This is a genomic window from Chromobacterium rhizoryzae, from assembly GCF_020544465.1.
Classification (GTDB): domain Bacteria; phylum Pseudomonadota; class Gammaproteobacteria; order Burkholderiales; family Chromobacteriaceae; genus Chromobacterium.
Map to the genome: position 1 here is coordinate 1,069,903 of NZ_CP066126.1, position 20,212 is coordinate 1,090,114.

Annotated in this window: 17 protein-coding genes; 11 read left to right on the top strand and 6 right to left on the bottom strand. The window is 64.2% G+C overall.

Translation table 11 applies throughout. From position 1 onward, the window contains the following. Window positions 1-119 precede the first annotated feature (119 nt). The 5 genes from JC616_RS04815 (at window position 120) to JC616_RS04835 (ending at window position 5,984) form a co-directional block, all read left to right on the top strand. Window positions 120-1,331, top strand: a complete 1,212-nt coding sequence (locus JC616_RS04815) for an MFS transporter (RefSeq protein ID WP_107798195.1) — start codon at window positions 120-122, stop codon at window positions 1,329-1,331. Window positions 1,332-1,717: 386 nt separating this feature from the next. Continuing rightward, window positions 1,718-2,635, top strand: a complete 918-nt coding sequence (locus JC616_RS04820) for an alpha/beta fold hydrolase (RefSeq protein WP_227107000.1) — start codon at window positions 1,718-1,720, stop codon at window positions 2,633-2,635. Window positions 2,636-2,694: 59 nt separating this feature from the next. Beyond that, the gene (locus JC616_RS04825; RefSeq protein ID WP_227107001.1) at window positions 2,695-3,339 is read left to right on the top strand and encodes a 2OG-Fe(II) oxygenase; all 645 of its coding nucleotides are present in this window, start codon (window positions 2,695-2,697) and stop codon (window positions 3,337-3,339) included. Between the two features lie 57 nt (window positions 3,340-3,396). After that, complete coding sequence (gene aroC / locus JC616_RS04830) at window positions 3,397-4,497, top strand: chorismate synthase (RefSeq protein ID WP_227107002.1); 1,101 nt, start codon at window positions 3,397-3,399, stop codon at window positions 4,495-4,497. Window positions 4,498-4,547: 50 nt separating this feature from the next. Further along, window positions 4,548-5,984: an EAL and HDOD domain-containing protein gene (locus tag JC616_RS04835; RefSeq protein WP_107798199.1), complete on the top strand. Its 1,437-nt coding sequence runs from the start codon at window positions 4,548-4,550 to the stop codon at window positions 5,982-5,984. Window positions 5,985-6,322: 338 nt separating this feature from the next. Here the strand turns inward: JC616_RS04835 and JC616_RS04840 are convergent, their stop codons facing one another. Then, window positions 6,323-7,507 carry an FAD-dependent monooxygenase gene (locus JC616_RS04840; RefSeq protein ID WP_227107003.1) on the bottom strand — a complete coding sequence of 395 codons (1,185 nt, stop codon included), beginning with the start codon at window positions 7,505-7,507 and terminating at the stop codon, window positions 6,323-6,325. 94 nt (window positions 7,508-7,601) lie between these two features. Further along, window positions 7,602-8,534: a LysR family transcriptional regulator gene (locus JC616_RS04845; protein WP_227107005.1), complete on the bottom strand. Its 933-nt coding sequence runs from the start codon at window positions 8,532-8,534 to the stop codon at window positions 7,602-7,604. Between the two features lie 328 nt (window positions 8,535-8,862). On the opposite strand from JC616_RS04845, the gene JC616_RS04850 reads away from it, so the two are divergent. From JC616_RS04850 to adhE, 3 genes are all read left to right on the top strand, one after another. Further along, the gene (locus tag JC616_RS04850; RefSeq protein WP_227107007.1) at window positions 8,863-9,246 is read left to right on the top strand and encodes an ester cyclase; all 384 of its coding nucleotides are present in this window, start codon (window positions 8,863-8,865) and stop codon (window positions 9,244-9,246) included. 158 nt (window positions 9,247-9,404) lie between these two features. Further along, on the top strand, window positions 9,405-10,544 hold the full coding sequence (locus tag JC616_RS04855; RefSeq protein WP_227107010.1) for a carbonic anhydrase: 1,140 nt from the start codon (window positions 9,405-9,407) through the stop codon (window positions 10,542-10,544). A gap of 428 nt (window positions 10,545-10,972) precedes the next feature. Next, the gene (gene adhE / locus JC616_RS04860) at window positions 10,973-13,642 is read left to right on the top strand and encodes a bifunctional acetaldehyde-CoA/alcohol dehydrogenase (RefSeq protein WP_227107012.1); all 2,670 of its coding nucleotides are present in this window, start codon (window positions 10,973-10,975) and stop codon (window positions 13,640-13,642) included. A gap of 60 nt (window positions 13,643-13,702) precedes the next feature. Here the strand turns inward: adhE and JC616_RS04865 are convergent, their stop codons facing one another. Further along, entirely contained in the window at window positions 13,703-15,100 is a 1,398-nt protein-coding gene (locus JC616_RS04865; RefSeq protein WP_227107014.1) for a methyl-accepting chemotaxis protein, read from the bottom strand. Window positions 15,101-15,584: 484 nt separating this feature from the next. Between JC616_RS04865 and JC616_RS04870 the strand changes: the two genes are divergently transcribed. Next, window positions 15,585-16,982, top strand: coding sequence for an amino acid permease (locus tag JC616_RS04870; protein WP_227107016.1), 1,398 nt, complete (start codon window positions 15,585-15,587; stop codon window positions 16,980-16,982). Window positions 16,983-17,035: 53 nt separating this feature from the next. Here the strand turns inward: JC616_RS04870 and JC616_RS04875 are convergent, their stop codons facing one another. Continuing rightward, complete coding sequence (locus JC616_RS04875) at window positions 17,036-17,479, bottom strand: hypothetical protein (RefSeq protein WP_227107018.1); 444 nt, start codon at window positions 17,477-17,479, stop codon at window positions 17,036-17,038. A gap of 420 nt (window positions 17,480-17,899) precedes the next feature. Between JC616_RS04875 and JC616_RS04880 the strand changes: the two genes are divergently transcribed. Continuing rightward, the gene (locus JC616_RS04880; protein ID WP_227107020.1) at window positions 17,900-18,241 is read left to right on the top strand and encodes a DUF6616 family protein; all 342 of its coding nucleotides are present in this window, start codon (window positions 17,900-17,902) and stop codon (window positions 18,239-18,241) included. 88 nt (window positions 18,242-18,329) lie between these two features. Here JC616_RS04880 and JC616_RS04885 read toward each other — a convergent pair whose 3' ends face one another. Beyond that, window positions 18,330-18,671, bottom strand: coding sequence for a hypothetical protein (locus JC616_RS04885; RefSeq protein ID WP_227107021.1), 342 nt, complete (start codon window positions 18,669-18,671; stop codon window positions 18,330-18,332). Window positions 18,672-18,713: 42 nt separating this feature from the next. Continuing rightward, window positions 18,714-19,481, bottom strand: a complete 768-nt coding sequence (locus tag JC616_RS04890) for a hypothetical protein (RefSeq protein WP_227107023.1) — start codon at window positions 19,479-19,481, stop codon at window positions 18,714-18,716. Between the two features lie 152 nt (window positions 19,482-19,633). On the opposite strand from JC616_RS04890, the gene JC616_RS04895 reads away from it, so the two are divergent. After that, window positions 19,634-20,191, top strand: coding sequence for a GNAT family N-acetyltransferase (locus JC616_RS04895; protein WP_107798210.1), 558 nt, complete (start codon window positions 19,634-19,636; stop codon window positions 20,189-20,191). Window positions 20,192-20,212: the final 21 nt, after the last annotated feature.

The window sequence follows — 20,212 nt, forward strand, 5'->3', positions numbered from 1 at the left end:
GCTCGTTTCCGGTTGAGGGCTAGGCTAAAAGCGGAAGCAATTTGTTTGGTTCGCATCCATTTTTACATTCCGCTTTTAGCAGGATACTGGGGGCACTTCCTGTTTGCATAGGCCTTGGCATGATTGGCGAAAAAGAAATCCAGGTGCGTTGGCTGCTGGCCGGCTCCTGGTTGTTGACGATGAGCCGGGCGGTGATCGCGCCGCTGCTGGTGCTGACCCTGGGGCGGCAACTGAGCTTGAGCGGCGAGCAGACCGGCCTGCTGCTGGGCGGCGTCTTGCTGCTGTCCGCCTTGATGGGCTTGTACGGCGGCCATTTGCTGGATCGTTGGCCGCGGCGGCCGGTGCTGCTGGGCGCCGCGGCCTTGATCGCGTTGAACTATCTGGTGCTGCCGCTGAGCCAGCAGCTGTGGTGGAGCGCGCTGGCGCTGGCGCTCAGCGAGATCGGCCAGGCGGTGCACAGCATCGCGATCAAGGCCATGATCAGCGATTTGCTGCCGCCGGAGCGGCGCGGCAAGGCCTTTTCCCTGCGTTACACCCTGGCCAACGTCGGCTGGGCGCTGGGGCCCTTGCTGTGCAGCCTGCTGTTGGCTTGGGACGGGAACTGGCCGTTCTGGTGCGCGATCGCGCTGGCCGCGGCCGGCGGAGCGGCGACGCCGCGCGGCCCTTGCGCGCCCAGCCGGGAGGCCGGCGCGCCTGCGCCGGGCTTTCTGGCGACGCTGGGCCGTTTGCGGCAAGACCGGGTGCTGGTCTTGTTCACCCTGAGTTGCGCCTTGGCCAACCTGGTGTACGCGCGTTTTTCCAGCTATCTGCCCCTGTATCTGATGCAGAGCTTGCCGGAGGCCGAGGTGCTGCGCTGGATGTCGGCGCTGATCAGCTGCAACGCGGTCGGCGTGATCTTGCTGCAATACCCGCTGGGCCGGCGGATAGGCGACGCCGGCTTGATGAAGGCCATCGGCGCCGGCTTTCTGCTGCTGGGGCTGGGCACCTTGGGCTTGGGCTGGGTCCCCGGCGGGCTGCTGGGCATGTGCGCGGCGATGCTGGTGTTCACCGTAGGCGAGATCGTGCTGGTGCCGGCCGAATACCTGTACATAGACGCGATCGCGCCGGAGGACTGCAAGGGCGTCTACTACGGCGCGCAGAATCTGGCCAGTCTGGGCGGAGCGCTGGGGCCGATGCTGGCCGGCTGGATGCTGGCCCGCGCGTCCGGCGGGACTTTATTCGCGGCGATGGCGAGCTTGTGCGCGCTGGCCTGGTGGCTGGCGCTGCGCGGCGAGGCCTTGCGGCAGGCCCGGGGCGGCGGCGTGTGGCAGGCTTCGGCCTTGAAGACCTGAGAACCTGTTCAAAGTCTGCTGCGCTTCGGCGATACGGCGTTAAAAACAAGCTCAAAATGCTCATGTACCACTTGTACACTCCGCTTTTTCGCTCGTTTTCGCCTTGTCTCGCCCTTGCTCGCGAGACTTTGAACAGGCTCTGAGAACTTGTTTACGATCTGCTACGCGTCGGCGATACGGCGTTGAAAACGTCTTCAGAATGCTCATTACCACCCGTACATTCCGCTTCTTCAGCCGTGTCCGCCTTGTCTCGCTCTGGCTCGATAGACTTTGAACAGGTTCTGACGCAGGGCGGGCTTTCTCTTTGGCGGCTTTTTTGTCATGATCAAGCGCTTGTTTGAATTGTCGCGCAGACGACGAAGCAGACGCCGATACGAGGAGAAGGCATGGAAAAGCGCCAGCAGGACCGCTTTGTCGCGGTGGGCGGCGAGCAGCTGTATCTGAAACGCATTTATTGCCGCGAGGACGGCCCGCCGGTGCTGTTGTTGCACGGGGTGATGGCCAACGGCCGCACTTTTTACAGCGATTCCGGCCGAGGGCTGGCTCATTACCTGGCCGAGGCCGGCTACGATGTGTTCGTCGCCGATCTGCGCGGCCGCGGCCGCAGTCTGCCCAAGATCAGCCGCGCCTCGCGCCACGGGCAGACCGAGACCATCTGCGAGGATTTGCCGGCGCTGCATCGCCACATCCGCGAACTCAAGAACGGCGCGCCGCTGCATTGGATGGCTCATTCCTGGGGCGGCGTGCACATGTCCAGCTGCCTTATCCGCTTTCCCGAGCTGGCTGAGCAAGTGGCCAGCCTGGTTTACTTCGGCAGCAAGCGCAGCGTGCGGGTGCGCAATCTGAACAAGCTGGTGGAGGTGGACTTCATGTGGAATATCGCCTCGCGGGTCTTGATCCGCCTGTTCGGCTATCTGCCGGCGCGGCGCATCCGGCTGGGGGCGGACGACGAGAGCGACAAGAGCCATCTGCAAAGCAAACTGTGGGCGCAGCCCAAGCCCTGGGTGGACAGCGACGACGGCTTCGATTACGGTGCCGCCGCCCAAGGCGCCCATTTGCCGCCGGCCCTGTACTTCGCCGCCGGCCACGATCCCTGCCGCGGCCATCCGGAGGACGTGCGCCGTTTCCGCGACGAATCCGGCCCGCACCTGTCGCGGCTGCGCCTGCTGTCCCGGCGCGTCGGCCATCTGCACGATTACAACCATGTGTCATTATTGACCCATCCTGATGCCATCCGGGACCATTTCCCGCTGGTATTGGCATGGCTGCATGGTGAGTATGATCAGGTCAGCGAAAATTACTGATAAATGACATTTTCCTTGGCGCGCGGCTGTGGTAGAAATCGCGCCTGGGAGAATGAACCATGACACAAGACTTTGAAGTTTCGCCCTATTTGCTAGGGCCCGTTATCGACAACCTTGCCGAACAGGGCTGGGTCGTAGACCGCAGCCTGTTCTCTGCCGAAGACATCCGCCTGCTGCGCGAGGAATGCCTCGTCCACTGGCAGCAGGGCAAGTTCCATGAAGCCGCCGTCGGGCGCGCCGCGCAGCAAAACCGCCGCAGCGAAATCCGTTCCGACTCGGTGCTGTGGCTGGAGCCGGACAATGCCGATTCCGCCGCATCCTTGTATTTCTCCAAGCTGGACGCCGTCCGCCAGGCGGTCAACCAGGCCTTCTACATGGGGCTGGAAGACTTGGAGTCCCACTTCGCCGTGTACCCGCAGGGCGCTTTCTATAAAAAACACCTGGACCGCTTCCGCGACGACGACGCGCGCGCGCTGACCGCGGTGCTCTACCTGAACGACGACTGGCCGGCCGACGCCGGCGGCGAGATGCGGCTTTATCTGGACGAGGACGGCGAGCGCCATGTCGACGTCCGGCCGGAGGCCGGCACCCTGGCGCTGTTTTTGTCCGACCGCTTCTGGCACGAGGTGTTGCCGGCCGGCCGGCAGCGTTTGTCCATCACCGGCTGGTTTCGCCGCCGCATGGCGACGGCGGCCGGCTGGTAGGCCGACGGCTCGTGCTAGAATCTTCGCCAAGGATTCCGCATACAAAGGACAGTGAAGATGTCAGGCAATACCATGGGGTTGTTGTTCACGGTGACTTCCTTCGGCGAAAGCCACGGCCCGGCCATTGGCTGCGTGGTGGACGGCTGCCCGCCGGGGCTGGAGATCAGCGAAGCCGACATCCAGGCGGAGCTGGACCGGCGCAAGCCCGGCACCAGCCGCCACGTCACCCAGCGCCGCGAGCCGGACGCGGTGGAAATCCTGTCCGGCGTGTACGAGGGCAAGACCACCGGCACGCCGATCGCGCTGCTGATCCGCAACACCGATCAGCGCAGCAAGGACTACGGCAATATCGCCGACACCTTCCGTCCCGGCCATGCGGATTACTGCTATTGGCATAAGTACGGCATCCGCGATCCGCGCGGCGGCGGCCGTTCCTCCGCCCGCGAAACCGCGGTGCGGGTGGCCGCCGGCGCCATCGCCAAGAAATGGCTGCATCAGCGCTACGGCATCGTCATCCGCGGCCACATGAGCCAGATCGGCGAAATCGCCATCCCGTTCAAGAGCTGGGAGCATGTGCCCGGCAACCCCTTCTTCGCCGCAGATCCCGAGGTGGTGCCGCAGCTGGAAAGCTATATGGACAGCGTGCGCAAGAGCCTGGACTCCATCGGCGCGCGGCTGCGGGTGGTGGCTGAAAACGTGCCGGTGGGCTGGGGCGAGCCGGTGTTCGACCGGCTGGACGCCGACATCGCCCACGCGATGATGAGCATCAACGCGGTCAAGGGCGTGGAGATCGGCGCCGGCTTCGGCTGCGTGACCCAGCGCGGCAGCGAGCACGGCGACGAACTGACGCCTCAGGGCTTCGCCAGCAATCACGCCGGCGGCGTGCTCGGCGGCATTTCCACCGGCCAGGACATCGAAGTGTCCATCGCCATCAAGCCGACGTCCTCCATCGCCCAGCCGCGCCGCTCCATAGACAAGCAGGGCCAGCCGCTGACCATGGAAACCCACGGCCGCCACGATCCTTGCGTCGGCATCCGCGCCACGCCGATCGCCGAGGCGATGTTGGCGCTGGTGTTGATCGACCACGCCTTGCGCCATCGCGCGCAATGCGGCGATGTTTCGGTAGATACTCCCAGAATTGCCGGCCGAATCGGCTAGACTGTAAACCGTAAGCCGGGACGACGCCGGCATATCCGGTAGGATGGAACATGCTGAAAAATCTGATCAGCGGCCTGACCGGCCGTATGAAGAAATCTTCGGACTCCTCCAGCGACGAACAGGTCGTGCCCGCGCCGTTCACCGAGCTGGCGCACGACTCGCCGGCCAGCCGGCAGCTGGAAAACGCGCCGCCGCTGGATTTGCCGCCCACCCTGGGCTTTGTTTCGCATCAGCCGGTGATGGACAGGCTGCAAAGGGTGGTGGCTTACGATTTCTTCGTGCGCCAGGGCAAGCGCAATATCGCCGCCGGCAAGCAGCAAGAATTCGACAGGCTGATGCTCAGCACGCTGCAGAATATGGACATCTTCCGCTTGCTGGCTTTCCGCCGCGCCTTTGTCCATATCTCCATCGATACCCTGGACGAGCCTATGCTGTCGAATATGCCGGCCAGCAGCGTGATCTTCGTGCTGGAGCCGTCCCAGACCGGTTCGGTGTCCGAGGAGATGATCCGGCAGCTGGACGCGCTCAAGCAAAAAGCGATGCGCTTCGCGCTGGAGCCGGCCGGCTACGATCCGGGCAGCCTGCCGGCGCACCTGCAGAACGATTTGTTCAGCCGCATGGACTTCATGATCCTGGACTTCGACGCGCCGTCCGGCAAGGTGCTGGAGCCCATTCTGGATCAACTGCCCAAGCGTTATCCCACTGTGCGCTGGATGGCGCGCAACGTCGGCACCGCCGAGGATCTGGACGTCTGTCTGCGCGGGCCGGGGCATAATCGTTTCGCCTTATTCCACGGTCCCTTCATCGCCACCGTGCGCGCGCTGGAGGGCGGCAAGGTGGACGCCAGCCAGACCCGGGTGCTGCAAATCATGCGCATGTTGCGCGCCAATGCCGAAGCCGCCGAGATCGAGACCCAGTTCAAGCTGGACTCGGTGCTGCTGTTCAAACTGCTGCGTTTCATGAATTCGCCGGTGCACGGTTTGTCGCGCAAGGTGCAGACCATAGAGGAAACCCTGCTGCTGCTGGGCCGGGAAACCTTGTTCAAGTGGCTGTCCATGCTGTTGTTCACCGCGCGCAAGGACGACGGCACCGCGGTGTCGCTGCTGGAAAAGTCGCTGATCCGCGCCCGCCTGCTGGAGCGCATGGGCAGCTATCGCGGCAACCGGGTGGAGGCCGAACATCTGTTCCTCACCGGCATGTTCTCCATGCTGGACGTTTTGCTCGGGGTGCCGTTTCCCGATGTGCTGGACCCGCTGGAGCTGGCCTCGCCGGTGCGCGAGGCGGTGGTGGAGCGCCGCGGCATGTTCGCGCCCTTCCTGGCGATGGCGCTGGCCTGCGAGCAGGGCGACACCGAGCAGATCGAAGCCTTGGCCAAGGTGCTGGATTTCGAGGTGGAATTGGTCAACCAGTACTATATGGACGCCGCGGTGTGGGCGCAGGTGGTCTTGCGCGACAGCGAAGTCCACAACAATGTGGAGGCGGTTTGAGGGCCTGTTCCAAATCAGGCATGACGGCGCGCTGACAGCAAACAGGCCGCATCCTCGGATGCGGCCTGTTTGCTTTCCTGTACTTGTTTATTGGCCGTTTCCGGCCGGAGCCTGTCCCTGAGCGGCCGCATCGTCGGCGCCCGGCGCCGCGCGGCGGTCTCCCGGCGGTTCCCCATGGGGCGCGCCGGAGGGTGCGTTGCCGGGGGCCGCGCCGTGTTGCGGGCCGCCGTTGGCGTTGCCGGGAGCATGACCGCCGCCCTGTGGGCCGCCGTCATGGTTGCCGCCGCCTCCGGAGCCACCGCCGGCGCCGCCTCCCTCATGTCCGCCGCCGCCGGGCGTCAGCCGCCTTTCAAGCCCAGCGCGTAGCGTATCGCTTCGCGTTTCAGCGGGCCGGCGTGGTTGGCCACGCGCATCCCCAGCTTGCGCGCCAGCCGCAGCGGGGCGATATCGTTGCCGAAGCCGTAGCAGAAGGCGTCCATCGCGGTCTGCATCGCCAGATTGGCCGGCTTGCGCGCGCGCTGGTAGCGTTGCAGCGCGTCGACGGCGGCGAAGTCCCGGCCTTGAGCCGCGGCTTCCCGTATCACCTCGGCCAGCTTGGCCGCGTCCTGGAAGCCCAGGTTCACGCCCTGGCCGGCCAAGGGGTGGATGGTGTGGGCGGCGTCGCCCACCAGGGCCACGCCGTCCTTGACGTAGCGCTGCGCGTGGCGGCGGGTCAGCGCGAAGCTGCCCTTGGCCACGATGCGGCGGATCGCGCCCAGCTTGCGGGGGAAGGCGGCGTGAAAGGCCGCGGCCAGCTCGGCCTCGTCCAGCGCCAGCAGCCGCTGGACGTCCGGCGGACGGTGATACCAGACCAGCGAGCCGTATTCGCCGGTCAGCGGCAAAAAGGCTTGCGGGCCGGTGGGGGTGAAGCGTTGCCAGGTGATGTCCTGCTGCGTTTGCTCTTGCTCGCAGCAAGCCACCAGCGCGTGCATGGGATAGTCCCAACTGGTGACGCCGATGCCGGCGGCGTCGCGCACCGACGAGCGCGCGCCGTCGGCGGCGATCAGCAAGCGGGTGCTCAATTGACGGCCGTCTTCCAGCTCCACGCGGGAGGCGAAGGGCTGGTAGACGATGCGGCGGATGGCGGCCGGGGCCAGATAGTCGACGTCGGCGCATTGGCGCAGGGCCTGGGTGGCGGCCAGTTGCACCACCCGGTTTTCCACGATGTGGCCGAGCGCGGCCTCGCCGGCCTCCTCGGCGGTGAACAGCGTGCCGTCGGCTTCTTCGCCCTCCCACACCTGCATGCGCAGATAGGGGGCCGCGCGCATCGCCAGCACCGCGTCCCAGGCGCCGATGCCGGCCAGAAAGCGAGCCGAGGCCGGACTGATCGCCGAAACCCGCAGATCCGGCGGCTGGGCCGCGTCGAACGGGGCGGGCGGCGCTTGCTCCAGCACCGCAATGCTCAGGCCGTGGCCGGACAGCGCGGCGGCCAGCGCCGAGCCCACCATGCCGCCGCCGACGATGAGAATATCGCTGTATTGCATAAATCCCTTTCCAATCGTTTGCCCGCGCCTTTCGCCGAGCGCCGGGTCGCGCGCCAGCATAGCCCAGGGGAGGCGCCGCGCGTCTTGGCCTGGATCAAGCCGTTTGCGGTTCCGCCGCCAGCAGCGCGCGCAGCCGCGGCACCACGTGCTGGACGAAGATCTCGTTCTTGCGCGGCAGCGGGTGACGGTAAGGGTAGACCAGGAAGGCCGGCCAGCAATCGTGGCTCCAGCCCGGCAGCACCGGCACCAACTGGCCGGTGGCGAGAAAGCTGCTGGCCACGTAATGGGGCAGCAGCGCCAGTCCGCAGCCGGCCACCGCGCCGGACACCAGCGGCGAATACTGATTGCAGCTGAGCACCGGCCGCACCGGCATGCGCACATAGACGCCGTCCTTCTCCAGCGCCCATTCCACCGCCTCGCTGGGCGCCTTGCTGGAATCGTAGAGCACGCGGTGCAGGCACAGGTCTTCCGGGTGTTCCAGCCTGGGCGCCTGGGCCAGGTAGCCGGGCGAGGCGTAGACGGTTTCGCGCATGAAGCCCAGCGGTTTGGCCACCAGTCCGTCGTCGTAGACATTGCGCGTGCGCACGCAAAAATCCAGCCCTTCCGCCACCGGGTCTTGCAGCCGGTTCTCCACTTGCAGCTGCATCTCCAGTCCCGGGTATTGATTGGACAGCTCGGACAGGATGGGGACCAGCAGGAACTGGGCGAAGGCGGACGCGGAGCTGATCACCAGCGGCCCTTCCACGCAATCCTGCACATTGCCGACATCGCCGCGCACCCGGTCCAGCATCTCGCGCAGCTGGCGCGCGTGCACGGCCAGCCGCTGGCCGGCCTCGGTCAGCGCCACGCGCCGGGTATTGCGCAGCACCAGCACCGCGCCCAGCTCCTGCTCCAGCTGCTTGACCAATTGGCTGACGCGGCTTTTGGCGCAGCCGAGCGCGTCGGCCGCCGCGGTGAAACTGCCGTGGCGGGCCAGTGCGTCGAAGGCCAGCAGAGCGTCCGGAGAGGGAGGGTGGTTTGTTTTCATTTCAGAACAGTGTGTGGATATTTCACGGATTTTATTGTATGCGCATGTAGATTAGCATGCTTGCGTGATCAATAGCAGAACAATTGGAGCGCATCATGGCATTGGGAGCCTGGGGGGCGTGGAGTCGATTCTGGGGGCGGCTGGGCCGTTTGTGGTGGCAGGGCATGCAAGCCCACACGCGGCGGGCGTTGCGCGATGAAACGGAGGCGCTGGAGCGGGCGAGGTGCGCGGCGTCGAACGGAGGGCGGCAGTGCGCCAATCCGGTGGATTGCGCGCGGAACCGACGGGTGTTTCATTGACCGTGATGTCGAATCGAGGAGAAACGAAAATGCAGGATACCAGAGCGGTAGTGACGGGGTTTTTGAAGGAGGTGCGTTCCGGACGCAATCCGGACGCGGCCGGCGATTATCTGGCGCCCAAGGTATTGGCGCATCAATTGGTGGCGGAGTCGCCGCATACGCTGGAGCGCAGCCCGGCCGACTACGCCGCCCATGTGCGGGACTTCCTGCGCGACTACGGGGCCTTTGAACTGAGGGTGGACGAATTGCTGGTGGATGGAGACAAGGCTTACGCGCGCTGGACCCAGTTGGGACATGGCCTGGCCGGCCTGGACGGCCGCCCGCCCAGCGGCGAGCCGCTGCGCCAGATCGGCAGCGCCTGCTACCGGGTGGCGGATGGCCGCATTGTCGAGTACTGGATACAAAGCAGCTGAGTCGCCGGCGCCGTTTGCATGTTGAACGGCGTTAATTTAACTTATTGTCATTTTTTTGGGCTAATTACCGGTCAATTAATATCGTCTTTCAGTTTTATCAAACATAGCCGATATTGCATAAATATAATGACCGCCAAGATGACAATAAGGAGTGGTAAATGGGGATGCTTGGACGCAAGCGCCGACTGGCGCTTTGTCTCTTGTTGTTGACGGCCCAGGCTTGGGCGGAGGAGGCGGCGCCGGCCGAAGGGTCTCAGCCCAAGACGGTGATCAAGCTGCCGCTGAAGTTGAAGCCGGCGGCGCCGGAAGCCCACAAGGCGGAGCCGGCCAAGCCGGCCGCGCCGGCGGCGGAACACAAGACCGAGGCCAAGCCCGCCGCCAAGGCGGAGGCCAAAGCGGAGGCCAAAGCGGAGGCCAAGCCGGAGGCGAAGCACGCGGAAGCGAAACCGGCGGAGGCCAAGCCCGCTGAAGCCAAACACGCCGAGGCCAAACCGCCGGAGAAAATGGAACCGGCGGTGAAGATGGCGCCGCCGCCGGCGGCCAAGAATTTGAGCGAACCCAGCCCGGAAGTGCACGCGCCGGTGAAAAAGCGCCGCGTGGTCAAGCCCAGGCGCAAGGCGGTTGCTGCCGAGCACGGCGACGCGCACGCCGGCGCGCATTTGGCCTCCGAGGCCCAGCAAGTGCGCGGCGTGGTGGAGACCATAGTCGAAGCCAACGCCCGCTATATGAAGGCGCACGACAAAGCCTATTTTGAGCGCTTCGCCGAGCATCAGAGCCCGCGCGCCACCGTGGTGACTTGCTCGGATTCCCGAGTGCAAACCAATGCCTTCCACGGCGACGCGGTCAACGATCTGTTCATGGTGCGGGACATCGGCAATCAATTGGCCACCGCCGAGGGTTCGGTCGAATACGGGGTGAGGCATTTGCATACCCCCTTGCTGATCATCATCGGCCATGCCGCCTGCGGCGCGATCAAGGCCGCCTCCGGCGACTATGGCGGGCTGGAGCCGGCAATCCGCAAAGAGCTGTCCACCATCGACATTCCCAAGGGCATAGACCCCACCAACGGCGCGCTGCTGAACGTCAACAATCAGGTGGAAACCGCGATCATGACCTACGCCGGTGAGGTGGAGGCGGGCAAGCTGGCGGTGCTGGGCGCGTTCTACGACTTCCGCAACGATCTGAAGCAAGGCTACGGCAAGCTGGTGATCACCAATCTGAACGGCGAGACCGATCCGGCCAAGATCCGCGAAATGAGCCGCGCCGGCCAGTTCTTCAAATACAGTTTCATGAAATAGCGGCGCGCCGCATTTCCGCTTCGCCCATGGCCGCCGACAGGCGGCCATTCTATTTGCGCGGCGTCGGCGCGGTAGCGTCGCCGTTACAGCCGATGCGCGCGCTTTTCCCCTCATGATTCCGGTTGTGACATTTTTTCTCCGCTTAATCCGTATTTGTTTGGCAATGCGCAAAAACGAATATCGTTTTTTCGCTTAGCATGGACTTATTGATGCCGCCGCTATGGTTTCGCGTTTGCGGGCGACAGGGTTTTTCGGTGTTGAAAGCGTATCGCTGTAATGCGCTTGCTACAAAAAAGTTTTGAAGCGATGAGAATGGGCGGTGAATGGACAATATTATTGTCTAGATTTTATTTTCATAAATGAAAATAAAATGTCGCTAATTAGTCATTCTCTCGCTGCGACAGGTTTAACTGTTTGGGAGACTTGAAATGACCGTTGGCAATGAACTGGAACTGGACGCGCTGGTGGCGCGGGTGAAAAAGGCGCAGGCCGCGTTTGCCGGCTTCAGCCAGGAGCAGGTGGACCACATCTTCCGCTCCGCGGCGCTGGCCGCCGCGGACGCGCGGATACCGCTGGCCAAGATGGCGGTGGCGGAAACCGGCATGGGCGTGCTGGAGGACAAGGTGATCAAAAACCACTTCGCCTCCGAATACATCTACAACAAGTACAAGGACGATAAAACCTGCGGCGTGCTGGCCGAGGACGACACCTTCGGCACCATCACCATCGCCGAGCCCATCGGCCTGATCTGCGGCATCGTGCCCACCACCAATCCCACCTCCACCGCCATCTTCAAGGCGTTGATCTCCTTGAAAACGCGCAACGGCATCATTTTCTCGCCGCATCCGCGCGCCAAGCGTTCCACTTGCGAGGCGGCGCGGCTGGTGTTGCAGGCGGCGGTGGCGGCCGGCGCGCCGCCGGACATCATCGGCTGGATAGACGAGCCCTCGGTGGCGCTATCCAATCAGCTGATGCATCACCCCGACCTCAATCTGATCCTGGCCACCGGCGGGCCGGGCATGGTGCGCGCCGCCTATTCTTCCGGCAAGCCCGCCATCGGCGTGGGCGCCGGCAACACCCCGGCGGTGATAGACGAGACCGCCGACATCAAGCGCGCCGTCGCCTCCATCCTGATGTCCAAGACTTTCGACAACGGCGTGGTCTGCGCGTCCGAGCAGTCCGTCATCATCGTCGATGAAATCTACGAGGCGGTGCGCGAGCGCTTCGCCAAGCACGGCGGCTACATCCTGTCCAAGCGCGAAGCGGAGGCGGTGCGCAAGGTGATTCTGCAGGACGGCAGCCTCAACGCCGCCATCGTCGGCCAGAGCGCGGCCAAGATCGCCGCGATGGCCGGCATCGAAGCGCCGCCGGCCACCAAGGTGCTGATCGGCGAAGTCAGCGATGTGTCCGCCGCCGAGGCCTTTGCGCATGAAAAGCTGTCGCCGACGCTGGCGATGTACCGCGCCGGCGATTTCATCGACGCTTGCGACAAGGCCGCGGCGCTGGTGGCGATGGGCGGCATCGGCCACACCTCGGCGCTGTACACCGACCAGGATCTGCAAGGCGAGCGCATCCGCTACTTCGGCGACAAGATGAAGACCGCGCGCATCCTGATCAACACGCCGTCGTCCCAAGGCGGCATCGGCGACCTCTACAACTTCAGCCTGGCGCCGTCGTTGACGCTGGGCTGCGGCTCCTGGGGCGGCAACTCGATCTCGGAGAACGTCGGCCCCAAACACCTGATCAACAAGAAAACCGTGGCCAAGAGGGCGGAGAACATGTTGTGGCATAAGCTGCCCAAGTCGATTTACTTCCGCCGCGGCTGCCTGCCGGTGGCCTTGGAGGATCTGTCCGGCAAACGCCGCTGTCTGATCGTCACCGGCCAGTATCTGTTCGACAACGGCTTCGTCGACGAGCCCATCCGCCTGCTGAAGAAAATGGGTCTGGAGGTGGAAGTGTTCTTCGAGGTGCCGGCCGATCCCACGCTGGCGGTGGTGCGCAAGGGCGCGGACCTGGCCCACGCCTTCAAGCCGGACGTGATCATGGCCTTGGGCGGCGGTTCGCCCATGGACGCGGCCAAGATCATCTGGGTGATGTACGAACACCCGGAAGTGCATTTCGAAGACCTCGCGCTGCGTTTCATGGACATCCGCAAACGGATTTACCAGTTCCCCAAACTGGGACGCAAGGCGGAGTTGGTGGCCGTGCCCACCACCTCCGGCACCGGTTCGGAAGTGACGCCGTTCGCCGTGGTCACCGACGAGAACACCGGGGTCAAATACCCGATCGCCGACTACGAGCTGACGCCGAACATGGCGATTGTCGACGCCAATCTGGTGATGAATATGCCCAAGTCGCTGACCGCCTTCGGCGGCATCGACGCGGTGACCCACGCGCTGGAGGCCTACGCCTCGGTGATGGCCAACGAGTATTCCGACCCTCAGGCCTTGCAGGCCTTGAAGATGCTCAAGGACTATCTGCCGTCCGCCTACCGCAACGGCGCCGGAGACCCCAAGGCGCGCGAGCAGGTGCACAATGCCGCCACCATCGCCGGCATCGCCTTCGCCAACGCCTTCCTCGGCGTCTGCCACTCGATGGCGCACAAGATAGGCGCCGAGTTCGGCCTGGCCCACGGTCTGGCCAACGCGCTCTTGATCAGCAATGTGATCCGCTACAACGCGGCCGACGTGCCGACCAAGCAGACCGCCTTCAGCCAGTACGACCGGCCCAAGAGCGTGGCGCGCTACGCTGAAATCGCCCGCCATCTGGGCCTGGAAGCCAGCCGCGACCACGAGCGGGTGGAGAAGTTGATCGAGTGGGTGGACGAGCTCAAGCGCACACTGGACATTCCGGCGTCCATCCAGGCCGCCGGCGTGGCCGAGGCGGATTTCCTGGCCAAGGTGGACTTGCTGGCGGAAGCCGCTTTCGATGACCAGTGCACCGGCGCCAACCCGCGTTATCCGCTGATCAGCGAACTGAAGCAGCTGCTGTTGGACAGCTATTACGGCCGCGCCTACAAGGAAAGCTGGGAGCGCGAAGCCGGCGCGGAGGCCAAGCCGGACGCGCGCCCGGCCAAGGGCAAGCTCAAGGCGGTGTGAGTCCCGCAGCCGTCCGCCAAGCCGCCGCGCCTCAGCCCGGCGGCTTTTTCACGGCGCGGCTCAGTATTTGAAATAACCTATGGTCTGCGCCAGCTCCACCGCCTGCTCGCTCATGCCGCGCGCGGTGGCGGTCAGCTGTTCCGACGCCGCGGCGTTGGCCTGCATGGAACGGCTGATTTCGCTGACGCCCTGATTGATCTGCTCCACCCGCTGCGCCTGCTGGTTGGAGGACTGATTGATTTCCTGCACGAAGCTGGCGGTGCTCTGTATCGTCGGCAACATCTGATTGAACAGTTCGCCCGCGTGTTCGGCGCGGCGCACGCTGCTTTGCGTCAGCTGGCTGATTTCCTTGGCCGCCTGCTGGCTGCGCGCCGCCAGCTTGCGCACTTCGCCGGCCACCACTGCGAAGCCGCGGCCGTGTTCGCCGGCGCGCGCCGCCTCGATCGCCGCGTTCAGCGCCAGCAGATTGGTCTGGTAGGCGATGTCGTCGATGATCAGCACCTTGTTGGCGATGTCCCACATCGCGGCGATGGTCTCGTCCACCGCCTGGCCGCCGGCCGCCGCGTGCCTGCTGCTGTCGCTGGCCATCTGATCCGTGGTGCGGGCGTCGTCCCGGTTCTTCCACACGAAGGCGGAAATCTGTTCCAGGCTGGCGCTGTTCTTGTCGATGTTGTTGGCCTGCTCCGACGCTTGCTGGCTCAGGGTGTCCACCGCCTGGCTGATCTGGCGCGCGGCGTTGGCCAGGTCCGAGGAAAAAGCGTCGATATGCGCCAGAATGCCGGCCAGCTTGGCGACCAGCCGGCGAGTGGATTCGGCCAGATCGCCCAGTTCGTCCTGGCTGGCGTAGCGCGGCGGCGCGGTCAGATCGCCGTCGGCGATGGCGTGCAGCGCCTGGCTCACCTCGCGGATGGGCCGGTGCAGCAGGCGGCGCACCAGCAGGGACAGCACCAGGACGGTGACCAGGTCCAGCAGCAGGATTTCCGCCGTCACCCGCCACAGCACCGCGCGCAGTTTCTCGCGGATTTCTTCCGTGGACACTTGCAGGCTCAGCTTGCCGACGACGCGCGCGGTCGCGCCGTCGTGAAAGACCACGGCGCGTTCGCGCGTCAGGTCCGCGTCCGGCGCCGGAGCGGCGCCGCGCAGCAGCGAGCCGTCGGCCTCGCGGCGGTAGCCGGCGAAGGGAACGCCGTTGGCGTCGCGGACGAACACGCCGCGGAGCGCGCGTTTGCCCATCTCAGCCTCCAGCACCCGCAAGCCTTGCGCGCTGTCGAAATTCCACATGGGTCCGGCCAGATTCGCCGCCAGCCGCGCGCTGATCGCGGCGATTTCTCCGTCCAGTTCCTGACGCAGTTCCTGTTGGGTGCGCCAATAGTCCAGCGCGCCGAAGGCCGCCAGCAGGGCGGACATGATGAGCATGAAGGCCAGGTTGAGCTTCAGGCTGATGCTGTGGTGCCGCATGGGTGCATGCTCCCGGCTCGATAAACCGATTCAACGCTTTATTGATAGCACCTGTCGGCTTGGGCCGGGCCGCCGGATGCCGGCGGCGGAAACGGCGGCGGGGCTTGCGTTAAATCCTTATGGCATTAAGCGGGGACGCTTGATCACAAAGCGTCGCGTTTATGCCTTTTGCGCGCATGTATATTCTGAAACATGACATGACAAGGGTCTTGAGGTAATCTCGACCCCCATGTGTTATGGGCCATAACGACAATCCAAAGCCATAGCACCGGCGGCGGCGCTGCCGTTTACCTGTTCAAAGTTTGCTGCGCTTCGTGAAAGCCGGCGCGGCGAGTACCGCTGCGAAACGCCGATGTGCCTTGTGCGCCGTGCGCTTTCTCAGCCGTTTTCGCCTTGTCTCGCTCTTGCACGCGACGCTTTGAACAGGCCTTAAGCGCCAAGGCCACAACCCTTACGCAATACAAAGACAGTTAAAGGAGCAACTATGCAACCTGCTCAAGACACCCTGCACCGGGGTTTGGAAGAGCGGCATATCAACCTCATGGCCTTGGGCGCCACCATCGGCGTCGGCCTGTTTCTGGGATCGGCCACCGCCATCAAGATGGCCGGCCCCGCCATCATGCTGGCTTACGCCCTGGGCGGTTTCGCCATCTTCCTCATCATGCGCGCGCTGGGCGAAATGGCCATCCACAATCCGGTGGCCGGCTCATTCAGCCGCTACGCGCTGGATTACCTCGGCCCCTTGGCCGGCTACCTGACCGGCTGGAATTACTGGTTTCTGTGGCTGGTGACCTGCATGGCGGAAATCACCGCCGTCGGCGTCTATATGGGCATCTGGTTCCCGGACATTCCGGCCTGGTACTGGGCGCTGGCCGCGCTGGTGGCCATGGGCGGCGTCAACTTCATCGCGGTCAAGGCTTATGGCGAATTCGAGTTCTGGTTCGCGCTGATCAAGATCGTCACCATCGTGCTGATGATCATCGGCGGCCTGGGCATGATCGTGTTCGGCCTGGGACACGGCGGCGTGGCCACCGGCATCTCCAATCTGTGGAGCCACGGCGGCTTCATGCCCAACGGCTTTGGCGGCGTGCTGATGTCGCTGCAAATGGTGATGTTCGCCTACCTGGGCGTGGAAATGCTGGGCCTGACCGCTGGCGAAGCCAAGAACCCGAAGAAAGCGCTGGCCCGCGCCGTGGATTCGGTGTTCTGGCGCATCCTGATTTTCTACATCGGCGCGCTGTTCGTGATCCTGGCGATTTATCCGTGGAACGAGCTGGGCACCCGCGGCAGCCCCTTCGTGCTCACTTTCGAGCAGCTGGGCATCCCCGCCGCCGCCGGCATCATCAACTTCGTGGTGCTCACCGCCGCGCTGTCCTCGTGCAATAGCGGCATTTTCAGCACCGGCCGCATGTTGTACAACCTGGCCCAGCAACAGCAGGCGCTGCCCATCTTCGCCAAAGTGTCGCGTCAGGGCGTGCCGGTGTTCGCCTTGCTGATGTCGGTGTTCGCGCTGTTGGTTGGCGTGCTGCTCAACTATCTGGCGCCCAAGGAAGTGTTCACCTGGCTGACCGCGATCTCCACCTTCGGCGCGATCTGGACCTGGGTGATCATCCTGCTGGCCCAGCTGCGCTTCCGCCGCACCTTGAGCCGCGAGCAGCTGGCGGCGCTGGCCTACAAGATGCCGTTATGGCCGTATGGCTCCTACATCGCCATGGGCTTCCTGATCCTGGTGGTGGGCTTGATGGCCTATTTCCCGGATACCCGCATCGCCTTGATCATCGGCCCGGGTTGGCTGGCCTTCCTGGTGGTGGCCTATTATCTGTTGGGCTACAACAAGCGCAGCGCCGAGGAAGTGGCGCGGCTGGCGCAGAACGCTCGCTGAGCGCGCGCCGCCGTCTTGTCAGCCCGCTCTCTTGGAGCGGGCTTTTTTGCGTCTTAACGCGGCAGCCAGCTGCCGCTCAACGAGTAATCGCCGGCTTGCTGCCGCGTGGGGCCGCTGAGCGGATGGGCCGGCGGCGGCGCGTGCTGCCCGCAGTCGCTCTGGCCGAAGCAGCGCGGCAGCGGGTTGAAGCCGGGGCAGCCCGGCGGCGGGTTGACGCCGACGCAATGCTGCATTTGCTCTCTTTGCCGCCGCTCCAGCAGGCTGGGGCTGCGTATTTCGGCCTTGACCGAGAAATCCGGACCGGCGTCCAGGTTCTTCAATTGCACCGCGCCCTTGTACTTGAGCGCTTTATCGGTTTTGTCCTTCGCCTTCATCGACGGCTTGGCGCGCGTCTCCCAAGGGTCTTTGACGGCGAAGTCGTAAGAAGGCAGAGGCGCCGCCGCCAGGCTCGCGCTCAAGGCGGCCAGCGACAGCAATAGGGCGTGTCTACACTGCATGATGGATCTTTGTCCTGCGGTGGCAATGCCGCTGGCGCCCGGCTGCTGCCAGGCAGGGAGGGGCGCGCGGAATGCTCTTGTTGGGGGAATTGGCTGGCGCGGCCGTGGCCGCGGTGGCTGAACGCCGCTCCTGTAAATTTCAATGGGAGCGGGCGGATGCTTTTTATAACATTAAAGTTTTTCAGCTGGCAATAAGATGCAATGACAGGCGAAGCGGCGCGCGGCTTAATCAGCAGGCCGCGGCTTAGAACCTGTTTACGATCTCGCGAGCTAAGGCGAGGCAAGGCGAAAACGGCTGAGAAAGCGGAATGTACACGTGGTACATGAGCATTTCGAAGGCGTGCTCGCCGTGTAAGGCTCCACGACGCGCAGCAGATCGTAAACCGGTTCTTAGGCCGTTCACACTCACGGAGATTTTCTATGGCGCATTATCTGGTGGAATTGTACAGCCCGAAGCCGGCTTGGCTGGCCTTGAGTTTTTTGCACCGCACCGACTTCCTGGATCAGGTCAAAAGCAATATCGAGGCGCTGCCCGGCCTGGGCATTCAACTGCTGACCTTGAGCCAGATCGCGGCCGACGCCGATCAGGCGGCGCCCTATCGCTTCCTGGGCGTGTGGAGCCTGCCTGACCAAGAGGCCTGTGAGGGGATGCTGGCCGGCATCCGCGCCAGCGGCTGGTACGATTATTTCGATCACGTCAACGCGGTGGGCGCGGCCGGCGGCGTGGACGTGCATCTGGCGGACCTGCTGCAAGTCAAGTAAGCGCTTTGGAAACCGTTGCGGACGGCAGCTTGGGCTGTCGTCCGCAAAGAGACGTCAAGGGCGGCCGGCGGACAGCCGGCCGTTCCGCTTACCGTTCCCGCAGCACGCGCCACTCCACGAACTCGGCGGGATCGCCGGTTTCCTTGGTCTCGAAGACCGCCGGAATGTGGAAGGGCTTGCCGGTGGCGACATTGGTGCCGGCGATGGTGACGGTCATGCCTTCTTGCAGCGGTTTAGGCCGCTCGCCGCCAGCTACGGCCACCGACCATGTGCCGCCGGGCAGCAGGCCGGCGAAGGTGGCGATGCCCTTGCCGTTTTCAATCCGCGGAATAGACCGTGGTTCATTGGGCGGGATGTCAGCGCTGACCGACACGTTGTTCAGGTGGATCTGGTAAGCGATCTCCTCATGGGGATCGGCGTCGTCGCGCACCTGCGGCCGCGGGCGGTGGGCATGGCGCGCGGCTTGCGCGGCTCAGGGATATTTGGCGGCGATATAGCAGCGGCAGAAGCGGGCGGTCATGCCCGCGATCAGCGCGCTGGCGTCGTCGATATTGGTGAGCGCGCGCTTGGGTGGCGGGTTTTCCGACGCGCCGTGGCGGGCGTAGATGCCCAGGATGCTGGTGTTGTTGCAGGCGGCGGTGAACAGGCTGAGCTGTTCCGGATCCGCGAAGGCGTCGATGCCGGCGTCGATCTCCTTGGCGTAGTGTTTGACGCTGTCCAGTATCTTGTACAGCGTGCTCCAGGCCAGCACTTTTTCCAGCGTGGTGTTGGTGGAAATCAGGCCCAGCAGGAAGAGCAGATCGCGCAGACAGGGGTCGCGCTTGGCCAGGTAGAGCAGGTAGGACGGGTAGCGCTGGCGCGGATCTTCGTAACGGGTGTGGATCTGGTCGATCCTGGGGTTGCGGCTGAACGGGTCTTCTTCGATCCGGTGCGCGCTGACGGGATAGCTGCAGCCGTTCTCATAAGCGCTGAAGCCCAGAAACTGGATGGGCATGCTGCTCACGCAGCCGGCGGCGGCGCGCAAGGCGCCGTTGAGCAGCAGTTGCAGGCTGTAGAGGCGTTCGGATACGTGATCGGGGTCGTCTAGTTCGTCGATGTGGCGCGAATAGGCGTAGAACTGCATGCCGATGTGGTCGTTCTCGTAGCCCAGATCGATGTCGTTGCCGAAGAAATGATGAGCGAGATCGGGATAGTAGCCGCCGGCGGCGACGGTGATTTCCCATTTGTGTACTGGCGACATGGGGCTTCCCTGGCGGTGGCTGGAGGGGGGATGGTTGCGGGCGCGGGCCGCGCTAGGGGCCGGATGCTAGCATAGCTTGAGTCCAAGCGCATAAATTGCTTGGGCCGGCGAGACTTTGGTCATGTCCGGCGCAGCATTGATTGGGGGAGAGGATGGCGCTTGAAGCTTTAAGCCCGGCGCCGGCGTTGCCGGCCCGGCATGGCAATGGTCTGCTTTTGCGGGCGGCGGTTGCGGAGGAGATGGAGGCGGTTTATCTGATGGGGCGGGATGTTTGGGGCGAGGGCTGCTCCGAGGCCGAGTATTTGCGAATCTGCCGGGATTCGCATAAGTATCGACGCGGCAGCTGGCATGTGTTGGCGGATACGGATGGAAGCTTGCTGTGTTCGGCGATTGCCTATCGCTTGCCGTCGCTGGCGGAGCGGGAGGCCGTTGGCATTGGTTCGATCGCCACGGCGCCTGCCAGGCGTGGTCAGGGCTTTGCCAGCCTATTTTTGAAGGAAGTGTTGAGCGCCTACCGAGAACAAAGTTTGGCGGAGGTGTTTTTGCTGTACGCCGATATCCACTGCGAGTTTTATCGACGCTTTGGCTTCCGAGTCTTGCCTGAGGCTTCGCAAGCGCGCGGCGATGCGCTGGGGATGATGCTATGCGCGCCGGAGCTGTGGGAGGACGCCATGCTGGCGCTGGCTGAGCGTCCTCTTGGATATTTCTGATCGGAAGCGGCAATGGGGGCG